Below are 15,413 nucleotides of genomic sequence, written 5' to 3'. Positions count from 1 at the left end.
CGCCCCATCGTCGGTCGGCTTGCCCGAGGTCGGTGTCCGGCTGCACCCCGGAGAGGGGTGTCACAGTGGCGGAACCGCCCCGGAATCGCACCGGGTTCCCGGACCACGAGCAAAGGATTCTCACTTTAGCCGTGCCACCCCGCGCCCTCCGGACGGGGAGGCACCCCTGCGCAGGAAACGGACCACCGGCCCCCCGGAGCCCCGGGCGACCTCGGCCGGGACCCCGTACACCTCGGCTATGAGGGCGGGGGTGAGGACCTGGTCGGGTGTGCCCTCGGCGACGGCGCGGCCGTCCTTGAGCACCACCAGGCGGTCACAGTACATCGCGGCCAGATTGAGGTCGTGCAGGGCGATGACGGCGGTCACCGGCAGGCTCGTGACCAGCTCCAGCAGTTCGAGTTGGTACTGGATGTCGAGGTGGTTGGTGGGTTCGTCGAGCAGGAGCTGGTCGGGTTCCTGGGCCAGGGCACGGGCGATCTGGGTGCGCTGGCGTTCACCGCCCGACAGGGTGTGCCAGGACTGGTCGGCGCGGTCGGTCAGGCCGGTGCGTTCCAACGCACGGGTCACGGCCGCCAGGTCAACGGAGGTCATGGGCGTCCAGGACCTGCGGTGCGGGATACGTCCCAGTGCCACCACCTCGCGGACCGTCAGCTCGGTCTGGGTGTGCGCGTGCTGCTGAACGGTGGCCACGCGCCGTGCCGCGACCCGGCGACCGACCCGGTGCAGCGGGCGTCCGTCCAGGGTGACCGTCCCCGCGGAGGGGCCGAGCACTCCGGCGAGCAGCCTCAGCAGGGTGGACTTGCCCGAACCGTTGGGCCCCAACAGGCCGATGGTCTCCCCGGGTCGGGGTGTGAGGGTGACGTCGTCGAGCACGATGCGCCCACCGATCCCCAGGCCGACCCGGTCGGCGCGCAACCCCTGACCCGGGGCCTGGACGGGATGCTTCACGACTTCCTCCTGGATCGGTACAGCACGGCGACGAAGGCGGGCACCCCGATGAGGGAGGTGACCACCCCCACCGGGATCTCCTGCGGGTCCAGCGCGGTCCTGGCGACCGTGTCCACCCACACCAGGAAGACCGCTCCCGCCATGGCGGTGACCGGCAGCAGCCGGGCGTGGGCGGAACCGGTGAGGGCGCGTGCGGCGTGCGGCAGGACCAGGCCCACGAATCCGATCGCCCCCGCGGAGCTGACCAGCACGGCGGTGAGCAGGGCGGTGACGCTCAGCAGCAACACGCGGGCCCGCCCCACCCGCACGCCCAGGTTCGCTGCGGCCTCCTCACCGAAGGCGAAGGCGTCAAGGGTGGTGGTGCTGGCCAGACAGACCACGAGCACCAGGCACAACACCGCGGCGCACAAGAGCACGTCCGACCATCCGGCACCACTGAGGGACCCCAGCAACCAGAACAGCACCCCGCGCGTGGTCTCGGCGTCCGCCGAGGTCAGCACGGTGAACGAGGTCAGCGCCGAGAACAGCTGCATGGCCGCGACCCCGGACAGCACGACCCGATCCATGCCGCCGCCCAGGCTGTGACTCAGTAGCAGCACCATGGCGAAGGAGAGCAGGGCGCCCACGAACGCGCCCGCCGACAGCGAGACCACACCCGCGCCCCAGCCCAGCACGATCACGGCGACCGCACCGGTGGAGGCACCGGAGGAGACTCCGAGCACGAAAGGGTCGGCCAGAGGGTTGCGGAGCAGGGACTGCATGACCACACCGCACAGGGCCAACCCCGCACCGCAGACCGCGGCCAGCAGGGTGCGGGGCATGCGCAGGTTCCACACGATGCCCTCGCGCAGCTCCGAGAGCGGACTCCCGCCCCACCCGAGGCGGGCGGCCACCGACCGCCAGACCTCGGCCGGCGTGATGTCGGCGGGGCCGATGGTGACCGCGACCGAGACCGAGAAGGCCAGGAGCAGCGCCCCGAAGGTGATGAGCAGCGCCGGACGCGCTCCGTTCACCGCGCGTACCCGAGTTCCCGCAGGCCCTCGGCGACCAGTTCGATGCCTTCGACCGTGCGGATGGAGGGGTTCATCGCCTGTCCGCTGAGCAGGACGTACCGTTCCTCCTTGACCGCGGTGAGGTTGCGGGTGGCCGGATTCTCCTCCAGGAACTCGATCTTGGCCGCAGCGGTCTCCGCGGTCTGGGACTCGCGGGTCAGGTCACCGAGCACGATGACGTCCGGGTCGCGGTCCGCGACGGTCTCCCAGTTGATCTGTGGCCACTCGTCATGGGTGTCGTCGAAGGCGTTCTCCGCACCGATCGCGCGGGTGATGGCGCCCGGGGCGCCGCAGCAGCCCGCGAGGTAGGGCGACTGGGAGTTGGCGAACCAGTACATGAGGCTCACGTCCTCGACCCGCAGGTCCTCGGTCGCGGTGTCCACACGCCGCCGCAGCTCGGCGACCAGTTCCTCGCCACGCTCCTCGACCCCGAACGCCTCGGCCAGGTCGTGGATCTCACCGTAGACGGCGTCGAGGGTGAGCGGCTCATCGCGGGAGCCGTCCCCGCCGCTCTCGTTGTCCTTGCCCACGGCGCAGTCGGTCGGGGAGACGTAGGCGGGCACGCCCAACTCCTCGAACTGTTCGCGGGTGGCCACGCCTCCGGTCCCGAGGGTGGAGACGAAGGAGGCGGTCACGAAGTCGGGCTCGGCCTCCAGGACACGCTCGAAGGAGGGGCCGTTCTCCGCAAGCCTCGGGATGTCCGCTTCGGCCTCCTCCAAGCCCGCCATGATCGGGTCGGTCCAGGTGGCGGTACCGACCACGCGGTCCTCCAGGTGGAGGGCCAGGAGGATCTCGGTGGTGCCCTGGTTGAGGGAGACCGCCCGTCGCGGGGCCGCGTCGAGGGTGACCTCGTGGCCGCAGTTGTCGATGGTGCGGGGGTAACCGGACTCGGCGACGGTTTCGGTGCCCTCGCCCCCGCCTTCCTCCGGCTGACCGCAGGCGGTGAGGAGCAGGACGGGCAGGAGCAGGAGGGTGAGAGGGGAACGCGCGTAACGCGGCATAGGGGTGCCTCGAATGTCGGGGCTCGGACGCGGAGCCTGGCATGGATGCGCCTCCGCGCGCTCGGCGCGAAGCGACCAGCAGGTCTTCGGACTCGGGTTCGTCCGAGCGGGGCGCCTTCCCGGGCCGGTGCGTCCGAACGTCCTCGTCCGTGCGCCCGTGTCCTAGTGGCGTCGATGCCCCGTTCGTCCCCCACACCGCTGCGCGTCAGTTCCGGATTCGCACCGGATTCCCTGACCACCTGAGTGGTACGACTGGCCATCGCAGCCTACCAAGGGACCTTCGCGACATCCCGTCCGGTCCCCGACTCCGCTCTCGCCCCCGTGCGGTGCCGGCCCAAGGGGCGCGGATCAGACGATGGTGCGCACGAGCGGGATGCGCTGGACGAGGGCCACCAGGATCAGGCTGATCACGGCGGTCGCCACGGCGTACCCGGCCGCCGCGAACAGCGCCGGGTAGCCCTCCGGCATGCCGCCCAGGTCGCGCAGCGTGTACATCACCATGACGTGCACGAGGTAGACGCCGAAGCTCAGTCCGGAGACCACGCGAACGACGTTCTTCGTGGCCAGGGCCGCCGGGTTCTCCGCCACGGCCAGGCGCTCGCCGGCGGCGCGCAGCGTCAGGTAGGCGCCGATTCCGGCGACGATCATCGGCGGGGACAGGAAGGCGTAGAAGTACTCGCCGCCCGCGCCCCATTCCCCTTCCACGTGCGCGGCGGCGCCCGCGCCCAGGGCCGTGCTCGCCACACCCAGGGTGAGCGCGGCGATCCCGAACCGGGTGGTCCGGGGACTGTTCTCGGTGGTCAGTAGCAGCCATCCCACCAGGTAGTAGCCGAGGAACGGCAGGAACCGGGTGGCGGCGCTCACACCGCCCGCCCCGTCGATCAGGGACAGGATCTGGTCGAAGACGCCCACCCCGAACGATGCCCCGGCGAACCACCACAGCGCGGTACGCGAACTGTGCGCGACCACCGTCCGGAAGAACGGGGTGAACAGGTAGAGACCGGCGATGACGTACAGGAAGTACAGGTGGATCGAAGGGGCTCCCGAGGCCGCCTGTGTCGCGGCGTCGGGTGTGCCGAGGTCGTCCCGCCAGTACTGCCAGACCAGGTAGATGGCGGTCCAGGCCACGAGCGGGATGCCGATCTTGGCCCATCTTTTGCGGTAGAAGGTGCCCACGCTCTCATCGCGCGGGCGCAGCAACAGCGCACCGCTGATCATCACGAACACCGCGACGCACCAGCGCGTGCCCGCGTCCAGGAGGTTGGCGGACCACCACGTGTAGCCGCCGAGTTCGGCGTAGACCGTACTCACCAGTGGTGAGTAGGCGTGCACGCCGATGACCGCCGCCATCGCGGCCACACGGGCGAACCCCATCCACGAAGTGGACGAGGAGGACTGTGAGGGCGCCTGTCTCCCGGCGGAGGCTGTCTCTACTCGCACACCCTACCGATACCAGTTCGTTATATCGGAATTCAACCCGAGTCTGGTTCGATCCATGTCACCCGAACGCCAACGTACACCGCCTGACCTGGCCATCGACACCCTCTGTGAATTCTTCGAATACCGTCCCGGCACGCCCCGGAGCCGGGGACCGTGGGCTCTTCGAATGACCGGCTCACACCGAAGAGCCAAGGAGGCCGAACCGAGGACGGCGCCTCGGGTGGTGCTGCGGGATCAGTCCGGCACCGGGAAGCGATAGTCGAAAACGGCCATGTCGGCGCGGATCAGAAAGTGTGCCACGTCGAGTGGACCGTCCTCGGTGTGATAGGTCCGGATCACCTCGAAGACCGGCGTCCCTTGAGGGATCCTCAACCGACCCGCCTCCGGCCCCGTAGGCATACGCGCGCTGATCTCTTCCTGGATCTCTTGGACGGTACTGATCCGGTCGATGTCGCAGATGTGCCCGCCCGGACCTTCCCCCTCCAGAATCCCCGGAGCTCGCGCAGCGGTCGCCGTACTGAAGTAGCTGTCCACGGACTGGTTGATGGTTCCGTCGAGTTTCGTGACGCGCTTGCGCACGTGGACGAGGTCTCCGTCCGAGACGTCCGGGAGCCTTTCCACTACGAAGTCGGGGGCGATGGTCTGGATGATCTCGGACTCCTGCTCCACCTTCTGGCCCTGATCAGAGCCTTCGGCTTGCAGCACTCCCTGAGGGTCCGGTCCACCCCAGACGGAGCGGCTATAGCGCTGGAGCCCGTATCGACGCGTCCATTTGGGCTCACGGACGTAGGTTCCACTGCCCTTTTTGCTGATCAAAAGACCTTCTTGGCGCAGTAGGTCCATCGAGCGGCGAGCCACCATCACGCTGACGTCGTATCGCTCGGCCAAGACGTGAAGGGTGGGGAGCTTGTCCCCCGGCACAAGCTCGGATCGCCGGATCTGATTACGCAAGTCATCGGCGATGCGCACCTGCTGCGGGCGAGCGTCAGTGGTCTCGTCACTCATGGCACCCACTCTAGCCTCATGCATGTTTGCATACAAACTTATTGCACAGGCCTTTGGAATGTGCTCTCATCTTTGTCAGCAAGTATGCAAGCTTTGGCCTTGCCCATGAGAAAGGCCCCGGCAGGTGCTAGCGACACCCGCCAGGGCCGGGCCGACAACCGACCCTCTAACCAGGAGTTGCCGACATGACCATTGTCCCTGAAAACCCCACCCCCGCCTACCCGGGCCGGCGCTGGCAGGCCCGCCACTACCCCGGCACCCGCTCCACCTGTACTCGCTTCCGGGCGGAACTGCGCTCCGACCTGGCCGCCCTCACCGGCGTTCCGCGTTCCCTGACCGAGGACATCGAATTGTGCGCCGGCGAAGCCTTCGCCAACGCCGTCACCCACTCGCGCTCTCAGCGACCCGGCGGAACGGTGGTCCGGCTGCTCTCCACCCCCATCGTGATGGGCCGCGAAACCACCCTGCGCCTGTCGGTCATCGACGACGGACCCCTGGACGCGCGCCCGGTGTGCCCGCCGGTTCGAAGTTCGGTGGAGGAATGGGAGGAAGCCGAATCCGGACGCGGGCTACTGCTCATCCACCAACTGGCCAGCGAGTGGGGCACCCAACGCTGGGCCGACCCCACCTTGCCCGCCGTACTGGGCACCGTGCTGTGGGCCGAATTCACCTACCCCACCGCCTCCGCTACGACCACTTGTGTCTGCGGAGGTGGGCGATGAGCAACTCGACCATCCCCATGGACCTACGCCGAGTCCTGGACGCACCCCGAGGCCGACGCTTCAACCACACCCCACACCGCCCCGGCACCCGCCCGGCTCCGCGCGATACCCCCAACCAGAGGCACGAACCGGCCCCTGATCGGCTCCCGCCGTTGGTCTCGCTGGGCCGCACCCCCAGGGAACGCGCCCTCCTGGCCCACATGCCCGACACCCCCGGACTACGCCGCCGCCTCGAACGCGGAGACCTACCCGAATGGATGCGCCTCGCCGCCGCCCGACGAGCAGAAGAACTCGACCGACCCCAACCACTCCCCTGGTGGCACGACCAGGTACCCGACCGAACCCCCACCCCGGAACCGGCCCGCGAACCCACCGAAGAAGCCGAACCCGCCAGGCCACTACCGATCCCGCGGCCCCGCCGAGAACAGGCCCCTCCTCCGCCGCTCCCGCGCAGGTCCGACCGGCCCCGCCGCCCGGCGAGCCACCGCAAACCCCGCCGCCGAATCGGCCACCTCATCACCGGCTACGCCCTGGCCGCCATCGCCGGCGCCGCCGCCCAACCCCTGATCACCCTCCTGAGTTGATCAGCCGAGCCCACGGTCCCTGGCAGGCCGCACCGGGCACGGGAACTGATGCGTACGGCACATACAAAGGTGTGTCGTATGACCAGGGTGTATGTGGCGGACGTGGAAAGAGATCGCCGAAACAGTTGACCTCAAGTGAGATTCAGGTTCCAGAGTGTGATGCGAGGGCCCTCCCCCACGACCCGGGCAGGGGCCATCCACTATCCGGAATGGACAGGTCATGAAAGCAGCAGCTTTCCAGGAGTTCGGTGAACCCGAGGTACTCAGGGAAACGGAACTCCCCCTACCCGATGCCGCCCCTGGAGAGGTTCGAGTGCGAGTGCTGGCCGCAGGAGTGCAACCCATTGACTGCGCTATCCGATCCGGGCGCCGTAGGCCACCAGGACTGAAGATCGTATTTCCACACGTGACCGGCGGAGAATTCGCCGGGGTCGTCGACGCGGTGGGCCAAAGTGTGACCGACTTCCGCGTCGGAGATCAGGTCTTGGGATTCCGGACACAGGGGACCTACGCCCAATACACGGTCGTTCCCACCAACCAACTCGTCGCCAAACCCGCCTCCGTGCCGTGGGAGATCGCCGGCAGCCTTTCCGGCGCCGGGCAAGCCGCCCACACCGCCGTCGGGGCGCTCAGGGTCACGGCCGGTGAAACCTTCCTGATCAACGGTGCCGCGGGGGGCGTGGGCACGGTCGCCATCCAGTTGGCCCAGCGCTGCGGGGCCACTGTCATCGGTACCGCTAGCGAGGCCAACCACGACTACTTGCGGTCGCTGGGAGCGATCCCGCTCACCTACGGCGACGGATTGGCCGATCGGGTCCGCGACGTGGCCCCGAACGGTGTGGACGCCGCTTTGGACGCGGCGAACGAGGCAGGTCTGAAGGCCGCTTTGGACCTCGTCCAGGATCCTGATCGTGTGGGCACGATCGCCGCTCCGGAAGCCGCCGAGAAACTCGGCACGCTGTGGATTGGGAGCCGGCGCTCCACCGAACGCCTCACCGATCTTGTGAACCTGTACACCGAAGGTGGTCTACGCATCCTCGTCCGCGCCACCTATCCCTTGGCAAAGGCCGCTGACGCCCACCGGGACGTCGAGTCCGGCCATGGCCGCGGCAAGGTCGTCCTCACGCTCGACTGACCTGAATCTCCTGGAATCGAGGCCACTTCCCATGAAACAGCGGCCGACAAGTGGCGACACCTCTCCCCTTCAATCCGCACCGGTCGACGCACCGCAGAGCCGTCACAGCGGGGTGCTGGTCGTCCTCCTCCTGGCATCGACCCTGGCCGTTATGGCCGGTTCGGTCGTCTCCCCTGTCATCGAGGTGATCCGAGGCGACCTGGGACTCAGCGGTACGGCCGGCGGCATGGTCATCGCAGCGCATGCTGCCGTCATCGCCGTCACCAGCCCTCTCATCGGCCGCCTCATCGACCGTTGGGGGATGCGACTGCCCCTGACCCTCGGGCTGATCGTCTACGGTGTGGCGGGTGGTGCGGGTCTGCTGACCTCGACCTATGCCACGCTCATCGCGAGTCGGATCGTGTTCGGCCTGGGTGCCGCAGCGGTGTTCGCCGGTACGACGGTGGCGATGCTGCAAATGTTCTCCGGACCCGAACGTGACCGGGTGATGGGATGGCGTTCCTCCGCCAACAGCGTCGGCGGTCTGCTATGGCCATTGTTGGGGGGCCTGTTGGGCGGGCTCTCCTGGCATGGACCGTTCGCCCTGTACCTGGTCGGCCTGCCGATGGGGTTGGTGGCGCTGTGGGCGTTGCCGCGCACCCCTCCCCCCGCCGCCGAGCGCGGGAGAATCGGCCTAGGGGCGCTGTTTCGGCAGAGCCCCACCCTGGTGGGCTTCTACCTGTTGCAGGCGACGGCGTCGGTCTTCCTCTACGCGACAGTGGTCTTTCTTCCCCAGCGCCTGGCCGACCTGGGCATCCACCAACCGGTCGCGGTGTCGCTCTACTCCGTGGTGACCACTGCCGCGGTGGGCTCCCTGGCCGGGCTGTCCTACGCTCGCTTGCGGTCGAAGCTGAGCTACGGCGCGCTGCTGCGCCTCTCGGCCCTGGCCTGGACCGGAGCGTTCCTGGTCCTAGGGACGGTGGAGCACTCCTGGCTGCTCCTCGTCGGCCCTGCACTGCTGGGGGTGGGGCAAGGTCTGTCCCTGCCGACACTGACCGTGCTGATCAATGACCGGGCCCCGGCGGAATCGCGCGGTCAGGCCGCCTCGCTGTCGGGAACCGTGATCTTCGGCGGCCAGTTCATCTCCCCCCTCCTCCTAGGACCGCTGATCGGTGCGACGTCCAGTACAACCGGTTTCCTTGTCACCGCCGTGTTCGGCGCGCTCCTGACGGTGGGTCTTCTCCTGCTTCGCATTTCCCCGCCCGGAAAGTGATATCTCCATGATCACCCTCCTGAGTTGATCATCCGAGCCCACGGTCCCTGACAGGCCGCACCGGGCACGGCTCCGGCCCGGGGTGTACCGCCGGGCCGGAGCGGGAGCGATCTCGCGCCGCCGCATCGATTCCGCCCACGCGGCCTCACATCCGGGCCCTCAGCACGTCTACCTCGCTGCCCGGCGCGAAGGGGTCGAAGCCGTGCTCGCTCAACCAGCGAACTATCAGCAGGCTTCGCAACGACCACCACGCATGGATCACATCGAGGTCGATGTCGGTGCCATAGCCGGCGATGACGTCGTCGAGATGCTCCTCATGGCCGAGCGTGAAGGTCGCGAGGTCGTACAGGGCATCGCCTTGGCCCGCCTCGGACCAGTCGATAATGCCCGTGACCTCATCACCATCGACGAAGACGTGTGCGATCTGTAGGTCGCCGTGCGTGAACGCCGGGGTCCACGGCCGGAGTGCGGCATCGGCGACCTGGCGATTACGGGTGACCAGGCCGGCGGGCAGGACACCGTTCGTCACGAGCAGCTCACACTCGTTGTCGAGTTCCGCCGCCAGCGCGACGATGCTCCGGCCGGACTGTCCCGTCCGGGACGGCGGCGGCGCGTCGTGCAGCTTCCGGATGGCGGCGCCCGCCGCGGCCCACGCCGCCGGCGACCCGGTCGACGGCCCACCAAGGCGCCCGAGCGTCGTCCCCGCGAGTGCGGCGGTCGCGAGCACGTGCGGCTTGCGCCACAGAACCTCGGGGGTCGGAACCGGCGCCAGGGACATCGCCTCGAACTCGGCGTCGATGCGCGCCTGATCGGAGTCCACCTTCAGGAACACGTCGCCGACGCGCAGAGTCGCACGTTCGGAGTGGGCGACGACGACTTCGACCTCATCCATGGGAGACCAGTATCCCCGGAACCATCGCCGACGTCGCCGGGTTTTTCGCCTGCGATCACGCGGGCGACCCCGTCCCACCGGCCGGTGGGACCGCGAAAACGCGAAAGGCCGGAGTGGAAGGTTCCACTCCGGCCTTCGTCGCTCGGGCTCTGGATCAGTCGTCGGCGGTGGCCACACCGATGGGGCAGCTGGCGCCGGTTCCGCCGATGCCGCAGTAACCGTTGGGGTTCTTGGCGTCGGACAGATACTGCTGGTGGTAGTCCTCGGCGAAGTAGAACGTCTCCAGCGGGGCGATCTCGGTGGTGATGGGTCCGTAGCCGGACCGGGTCAGGGCGGGCTGGAAGGCGTCCCTGGTGGCCTCTGCGGCCTTGCGCTGGGCCTCGGAGTGGAAGTAGATCGCCGACCGGTACTGGCTGCCGACGTCGTTGCCCTGGCGCAGACCCTGTGTCGGGTCGTGACCCTCCCAGAAGATCTTGAGGATCTCCTCGTAGGAGATCAGCTTCGGGTCGAAGACCACGCGCACGGCCTCGGTGTGACCGGTCAGACCCGAGCACACCTCTTCGTAGGTGGGGTTGGGCGTGTAGCCACCGGCGTAACCCACGGCGGTGGTGATGACGCCGCCCTGTGCCCCCAACCGCCAGAACACGCGCTCGGCGCCCCAGAAACAGCCCATGCCCAGGTCGGCGATCTCGCTGCCCTGCGGGTAGGGCGGGGTCAGCGAGGTGCCCAGGACGGTGTGACCGAAGGGCGGCTCGATCGGAGTGTCCCGGCCCGGAAGGGCGCGGGAGGGTTCGACCATGGTGGCGTTTCTACCGAACATGTCTCCAGCCTATCCACGGGCACAAGAAAGGGGAGGACAGGAGGCACGATTCGTCCTACGATTGCCGTTGTGCCGGAATCCAACCGTGGTGTCGCCCTCGGGGCGAGCGCCTTCATCCTGTGGGGCTTCGCGGCCATGTACTGGCCGTTCCTCTCCGCCGCAGAACCCGCCGAGATCCTCGCCCACCGCATGGTGTGGGCCCTGGGCGCGATGTGCCTCTTCCTGCTGCTGGCGCGGCGGGGCTGGGCGTGGCTGCTCCCCATCCTGCGCAGTCCCAGGCGCCTGCTGCCGGTGGCCGCCGCGGCCGTGCTCATCTCGCTCAACTGGTGGGGGTTCATCTACTCGGTCTCCATCACCCAGACCTTGCAGGCCTCGCTGGCCTACTTCATCAACCCGCTGATGACCGTCTGCCTGGGCGTGGTGTTCTTCTCCGAGCGTCTGCGCGCCGCACAGTGGGTCGCCGTGGGACTGGGTGCGACGGCGGTGGTCGTGATGACCGTCGCCTACGGTTCCACCCCGTGGCTCTCCCTGCTCATGGCCTCCTCCTTCGCCGCGTACGGCGCGGTGAAGAAGTACGTGAGTCTGGACGGGTTGCAGAGTCTGACCGTCGAAACCCTCGTGATGTTCCTGCCCGCGTTGGGCTACGTGGTCCACCTGGAGGTCACCGGGGCCGGTACGACGTTCTCGGTCTCGCCCGGACACACCGCGCTGCTGATCGGCGGTGGTTTCGTGACCGCGCTGCCGCTGCTGTTGTTCGGGATGGCGGCGCGCCGCGTGCCGTTGAGCGTGATCGGGATGCTCCAGTTCATCGCGCCGACCATGATGTTCCTCATCGGCTGGCTGCTCCAGGGCGAGGAGATGCCCCTGAGCCGCTGGGTGGGCTTCGGATTCGTGTGGCTGGCCGTGTGCGTGTTCGCCTATGACCAGGTCCGTTCGTCCCGCCGCCGGGCCGCCGAGCGCGCCGCGGTGACCGACCTTCCGGACGCACCGACGCCTCCCCCGTCCCCCGCGCCGCGAGAATGAGTTCCCCGGTTCCGGCGAACCGAAACTACACTGTGTGACCCTGTGCTAACGTCTGGTCGTGGGTGTCGGGCTCTGCTCCCGCCCCGAACCGGCCGCCTGCCCTGGAGGGTCCTCTTGAAGCCTCGCCTCAGCTCGATCGGCACGCTCCGTGCCGCCTCGGGCCTGCGCGCGGCGGCACCCTCCCTCCTGCTCCTGCTCGGTGTGCTGTTCGCGGCCCTATGGCTGTTCTCCGCTCCCGCTCAGGCCGAGACGCGCTCCGATCCGTTGGGGGGCCTGGGGCTGGAACGGGTCGACGAGGTCACCGGCCCGGTGACCGCTCCGGTCACCGACACCCTCGGCACCGTCCACCAACGGGTGGAGCGGGGAGCCGGCGAGGCCGCGGCGTCCGCCGTCGCCCTGCCCGAGCCCGCCGTCACCGAGGTGCGAGGCGAGGTGCGCGAGGTCGTCGCCGGGATCGACCGGACCCGCGAGGAGGCCGCCGATCAGGGCCTCGTTCCGAGCCTCGTCGAACCGGTCGCGCCCTCACGCTCCGATCTCGAACCGACCCCCGACGACCCGACCACCTCGCCGGAACCGGACTCCCCGGCCCCGGCGCGGCCGTCCGCCGAGGAGACCACCGAGGCCGGCGAGGACCAGGCCGTCCCGGACCCGTTCCGACTCATCGTCGAGGACCACCGGGCCGCCGAACCCGCACACGACCACGAGTCCGCCGAGGCGCTCATCGGTGGTCCCATCGACCCGCCCGAGGTTCAGGCCGGCACCGGTTCCGCGGTCTCCGCGGTCTCCTCCGCCAACGCCCCCACCTCCGCGCCCGCCGCCGTCGCCGGCTACCTCGCCGCGGCCGCGCTGCCCGGCCCCGACGCCGCCACCGTGCTCGTGCACGCCCGGTCCCCGCACGCCACGCCCGCGGACCCGGCGGACGACCCCACGGTCTCCCCCGACTAGCGAACGGCTCGACCGCACGTTCGGCGCGTGTCACCACGCCTGCCCACGTGCCCCCTGCGCCCTCCGTGCGCCCCTCGGACCCGTTCCCAGCCGGCCCCCACCCTTCTTCGTCTGGGAGCTGACCTGAGTCCCGTGCTCCACACACGTGATTCACGTCAGCCGGTGGTCCACCCCGGCTCGATCAGGCCGCCTCCCGCGGCCGCCCCAGCAGCAGCTTCAGGAAGGAAACCCATGACCCAGCCCAAGCGCCTGACAGCCCGAACCGTGATCCTCACCGCCGGCGCAGCCGGATTCGTGGCCCTGGGCGCCGGTATCGCCGGGGCCGAGGACTTGCAGACCCCCATGCACGACATCGCCCCCACCGTCGAGCGGGCCCTTGTCGAAGGCGTGGCGCCCACCGTGAACAAGATCGCCCCCGAGGGCGTGGGACCCATCGCCGGCACCGCTCTGGAGGAGTTGCAGGCGAGCGCGAACGACCCCGAACACGGTGCCCCCGACCTGGGTGCCGCCCTCCCGGACTCCCCGCTCGCCGACGCCGTCACCCGGACCCAGGACGCCACCGGTCTGGACGGGGACCCGCACGACACGATCGGTCACGCCGCCGGTGAGTCACTGGAGGCCGGCGCGCAGGACGCCGGGGTCGTGGTGGAGGACACCGCTCGCGGGGCCGGTGGCGTCGTGGAGGACAAGGCCCGGGAGGTGGTGCCGCACACCGTGGTGGCCGTCACCGACCTGCGCGACGAGGCGCTCACCCTCCCGGAGTTGGAGGGGCCCACCCTGCCCATGAGCCACTCCGAGTCCGCGCTGCCCACCGCGCCCAACGTGTGGGACCTGGCCGCCGGCTTCGGTGTGCGCACCCCCGACCGGCTCCAGGACGTCGTCGAGTCCAACCCGGTCACCTCCGACAACTACGTGGACCTGGGTGAGCAGGAGGTCTTGGGCATGGTGGGCAACCAGGCCTGGGACGAAGAGGTCACCACCGTCCCGCAGAGCTCGCCCCAGGCCCCGGGTCTGACCGACCTCACCGACGGACTGGCCGAGGGCATGTCCTCGGGTGAGGCCAAGCCCGTCGACGTGAACGGCCCCCTGGCGGACGCGCAGCTTCCCCAGGTCGCCGAGGGTCTGGACACCACCGCCGCCGAGGACCTCGTGGCCGGCCTGAGCCGCGGCACGGACCTGGTCCACGACCTGGACACCAGCGACCTGGTCTCCATCGAGGGCGGCACCGCCGAGCAGGAGACCCCCGAGGGCATGGTCGAGCACCCCACGTTCATGGACCTGCCCGGTTCCGAGGCCCTGCCCGTGGTCTCCTAAAGCCATCTGACGGCACTCCCCGTGTCGACGGCGCCGCCCCGGTGTATGGGGGCGGCGCCGTCCCTGTTCGTGGGTGGGACCATTCGTCACCCGGTGTCCGGTGGGCCGGGGCTCGGGCTCCTCGGCCCGCTCTCGAAGGCCCGACCCATCCGAACACGACGCGGGCCCTGCCTCGATCCGAGGAAGGGCCCGCGTGAAGTCGTCGTGCGGTGGGTCAGCCGGAGCGCTCCACCACGTAGTCGCACAGCGCGAGGAAGGCGTCCCGCGCCGGGATGTCCGGAAGGGTGCTCAGCTCTCCCCGGGCCTTGTCGGCCCAGTTGCGCAGGGTCGCGTCGGCCTCGGCCATGGCCGGGTGGGGGCGCAGCAGCGCCAGCGCCTCCTCGGCCTCCGTGTCGTCGAGCTGCCGCCCCAACAGGGACTTCAGGCGCTCGTCGGCCGGGTCCTGCGAGCGCATCGCGTAGAACATGGGCAGGGTGAGCACGCCCTCGCGCAGGTCCGTACCGGGGACCTTGCCCGAATCGGCGCTCTCACTCGCCACGTCCAGGATGTCGTCGGCGAGCTGGAACGCCATGCCCAGTGCGTCGCAGGCACGGGTCAGGGTGCCGACCGTCTCCGGGTCGACCTTGCCGAACATTCCACCGAACTCCGCCGACGAGGCGATCAGCGACGCCGTCTTGTCGTCGATGACGTTGAGGTAGTGGTCCAACGGGTCGACACCGTCACGGGGCCCGGAGGTCTCCAGGATCTGTCCCTGCACCAAGCGCGCGAAGGTCTCGGCCTGTAGGCGGACGGCCTCGGTGCCCAGGTCGGCCAGCATCGTGGAGGCCTTGGCGAACACGTAGTCACCGGTGAGGATGGCGACGGTGTTGCCCCAGCGCTGGTTGGCGCTGGACCTGCCACGGCGCAGTTCCGCCTCGTCCATGACGTCGTCGTGGTAGAGCGTCGCCACGTGGGTCAGTTCCACCACGGCCGCCGCGGAGATGAGGTCGGGGACCTTCGGGTCGCCGAAGTGGGCGGCGAGCAGCACCAGCATGGCGCGGAAGCGCTTGCCTCCGGCCTCCAACAGGTGGGACGCCGCCTCGGTCAGCAACGGGTCGCTGGACCGCACCGACTCCCGCAGCAGCTCCTCCACCTTCTCGAGGTCGTCCTGCACCCCACGGGCGAGGGCCGTGTCGACTCTCGGCAGAGCGAGAAACCCGCTCGGGACAGCACCGCTCACCGTAAAGCTCCACCTGTTGAACGGGCGTGTCGGCGACCCCTCGTGAGGGGGCCGCCGCACG

15 protein-coding genes and 2 riboswitches are annotated in these 15,413 nt (G+C 69.4%); of the genes, 7 read left to right on the top strand and 8 right to left on the bottom strand.

The annotated features are described in order from the left end of the window. Positions 1–10 precede the first annotated feature (10 nt). Positions 11–123: riboswitch (cobalamin riboswitch) on the bottom strand. The 5 genes from NLI01S_RS00955 to NLI01S_RS00935 form a co-directional block, all read right to left on the bottom strand. Beyond that, complete coding sequence (locus NLI01S_RS00955) at positions 121–948, bottom strand: ABC transporter ATP-binding protein (RefSeq protein WP_223809059.1); 828 nt, start codon at positions 946–948, stop codon at positions 121–123. (Overlaps the previous riboswitch by 3 nt.) Continuing rightward, the gene (locus NLI01S_RS00950) at positions 945–1,961 is read right to left on the bottom strand and encodes a FecCD family ABC transporter permease (protein WP_067597609.1); all 1,017 of its coding nucleotides are present in this window, start codon (positions 1,959–1,961) and stop codon (positions 945–947) included. The genes NLI01S_RS00955 and NLI01S_RS00950 overlap by 4 nt, the downstream gene beginning before the upstream one ends. Further along, entirely contained in the window at positions 1,958–3,001 is a 1,044-nt protein-coding gene (locus tag NLI01S_RS00945) for an ABC transporter substrate-binding protein (protein WP_067597607.1), read from the bottom strand. Before NLI01S_RS00945 ends, NLI01S_RS00950 begins: the two co-directional genes overlap by 4 nt. 60 nt (positions 3,002–3,061) lie before the next feature. Beyond that, a riboswitch (cobalamin riboswitch) is annotated at positions 3,062–3,273 on the bottom strand. 76 nt (positions 3,274–3,349) lie between these two features. Next, positions 3,350–4,375 (bottom strand): acyltransferase, encoded by a 1,026-nt coding sequence (locus NLI01S_RS00940; RefSeq protein ID WP_084392227.1) that lies wholly within the window; start codon positions 4,373–4,375, stop codon positions 3,350–3,352. Between the two features lie 300 nt (positions 4,376–4,675). Next, positions 4,676–5,446, bottom strand: a complete 771-nt coding sequence (locus NLI01S_RS00935) for a GntR family transcriptional regulator (RefSeq protein ID WP_067597602.1) — start codon at positions 5,444–5,446, stop codon at positions 4,676–4,678. 185 nt (positions 5,447–5,631) lie between these two features. Here NLI01S_RS00935 and NLI01S_RS00930 point away from each other — a divergent pair, with 185 nt between their 5' ends. From NLI01S_RS00930 to NLI01S_RS00915, 4 genes are all read left to right on the top strand, one after another. Further along, on the top strand, positions 5,632–6,168 hold the full coding sequence (locus NLI01S_RS00930; protein ID WP_067597599.1) for an ATP-binding protein: 537 nt from the start codon (positions 5,632–5,634) through the stop codon (positions 6,166–6,168). After that, on the top strand, positions 6,165–6,752 hold the full coding sequence (locus NLI01S_RS00925) for a hypothetical protein (protein WP_067597596.1): 588 nt from the start codon (positions 6,165–6,167) through the stop codon (positions 6,750–6,752). Before NLI01S_RS00930 ends, NLI01S_RS00925 begins: the two co-directional genes overlap by 4 nt. 220 nt (positions 6,753–6,972) lie before the next feature. Continuing rightward, positions 6,973–7,887, top strand: a complete 915-nt coding sequence (locus tag NLI01S_RS00920; RefSeq protein WP_067597593.1) for an NADP-dependent oxidoreductase — start codon at positions 6,973–6,975, stop codon at positions 7,885–7,887. A gap of 31 nt (positions 7,888–7,918) precedes the next feature. Then, on the top strand, positions 7,919–9,139 hold the full coding sequence (locus tag NLI01S_RS00915) for an MFS transporter (protein ID WP_067597590.1): 1,221 nt from the start codon (positions 7,919–7,921) through the stop codon (positions 9,137–9,139). A 145-nt stretch (positions 9,140–9,284) separates the two neighbouring features. On the opposite strand, the gene NLI01S_RS00910 is transcribed toward NLI01S_RS00915, so the two are convergent. Next, on the bottom strand, positions 9,285–10,031 hold the full coding sequence (locus tag NLI01S_RS00910; protein ID WP_067597586.1) for a phosphotransferase family protein: 747 nt from the start codon (positions 10,029–10,031) through the stop codon (positions 9,285–9,287). 154 nt (positions 10,032–10,185) lie between these two features. Next, positions 10,186–10,851, bottom strand: a complete 666-nt coding sequence (msrA, locus tag NLI01S_RS00905) for a peptide-methionine (S)-S-oxide reductase MsrA (RefSeq protein WP_157090901.1) — start codon at positions 10,849–10,851, stop codon at positions 10,186–10,188. Between the two features lie 69 nt (positions 10,852–10,920). Between msrA and rarD the strand changes: the two genes are divergently transcribed. From rarD to NLI01S_RS00890, 3 genes are all read left to right on the top strand, one after another. Further along, entirely contained in the window at positions 10,921–11,874 is a 954-nt protein-coding gene (gene rarD, locus NLI01S_RS00900) for an EamA family transporter RarD (protein ID WP_067597583.1), read from the top strand. A gap of 114 nt (positions 11,875–11,988) precedes the next feature. Beyond that, positions 11,989–12,819 (top strand): hypothetical protein, encoded by an 831-nt coding sequence (locus NLI01S_RS00895; protein WP_067597580.1) that lies wholly within the window; start codon positions 11,989–11,991, stop codon positions 12,817–12,819. 231 nt (positions 12,820–13,050) lie between these two features. Beyond that, positions 13,051–14,133, top strand: a complete 1,083-nt coding sequence (locus tag NLI01S_RS00890; RefSeq protein ID WP_067597577.1) for a hypothetical protein — start codon at positions 13,051–13,053, stop codon at positions 14,131–14,133. Between the two features lie 214 nt (positions 14,134–14,347). On the opposite strand, the gene NLI01S_RS00885 is transcribed toward NLI01S_RS00890, so the two are convergent. Next, the gene (locus NLI01S_RS00885; RefSeq protein WP_067597574.1) at positions 14,348–15,352 is read right to left on the bottom strand and encodes a polyprenyl synthetase family protein; all 1,005 of its coding nucleotides are present in this window, start codon (positions 15,350–15,352) and stop codon (positions 14,348–14,350) included. Positions 15,353–15,413 lie beyond the last annotated feature (61 nt).

This window comes from Nocardiopsis listeri NBRC 13360 (assembly GCF_001570765.1).
GTDB lineage: Bacteria > Actinomycetota > Actinomycetes > Streptosporangiales > Streptosporangiaceae > Nocardiopsis > Nocardiopsis listeri.
Note: the sequence above shows the minus strand (reverse complement) of the source record. Positions and strands in the feature narration are given on the sequence as shown.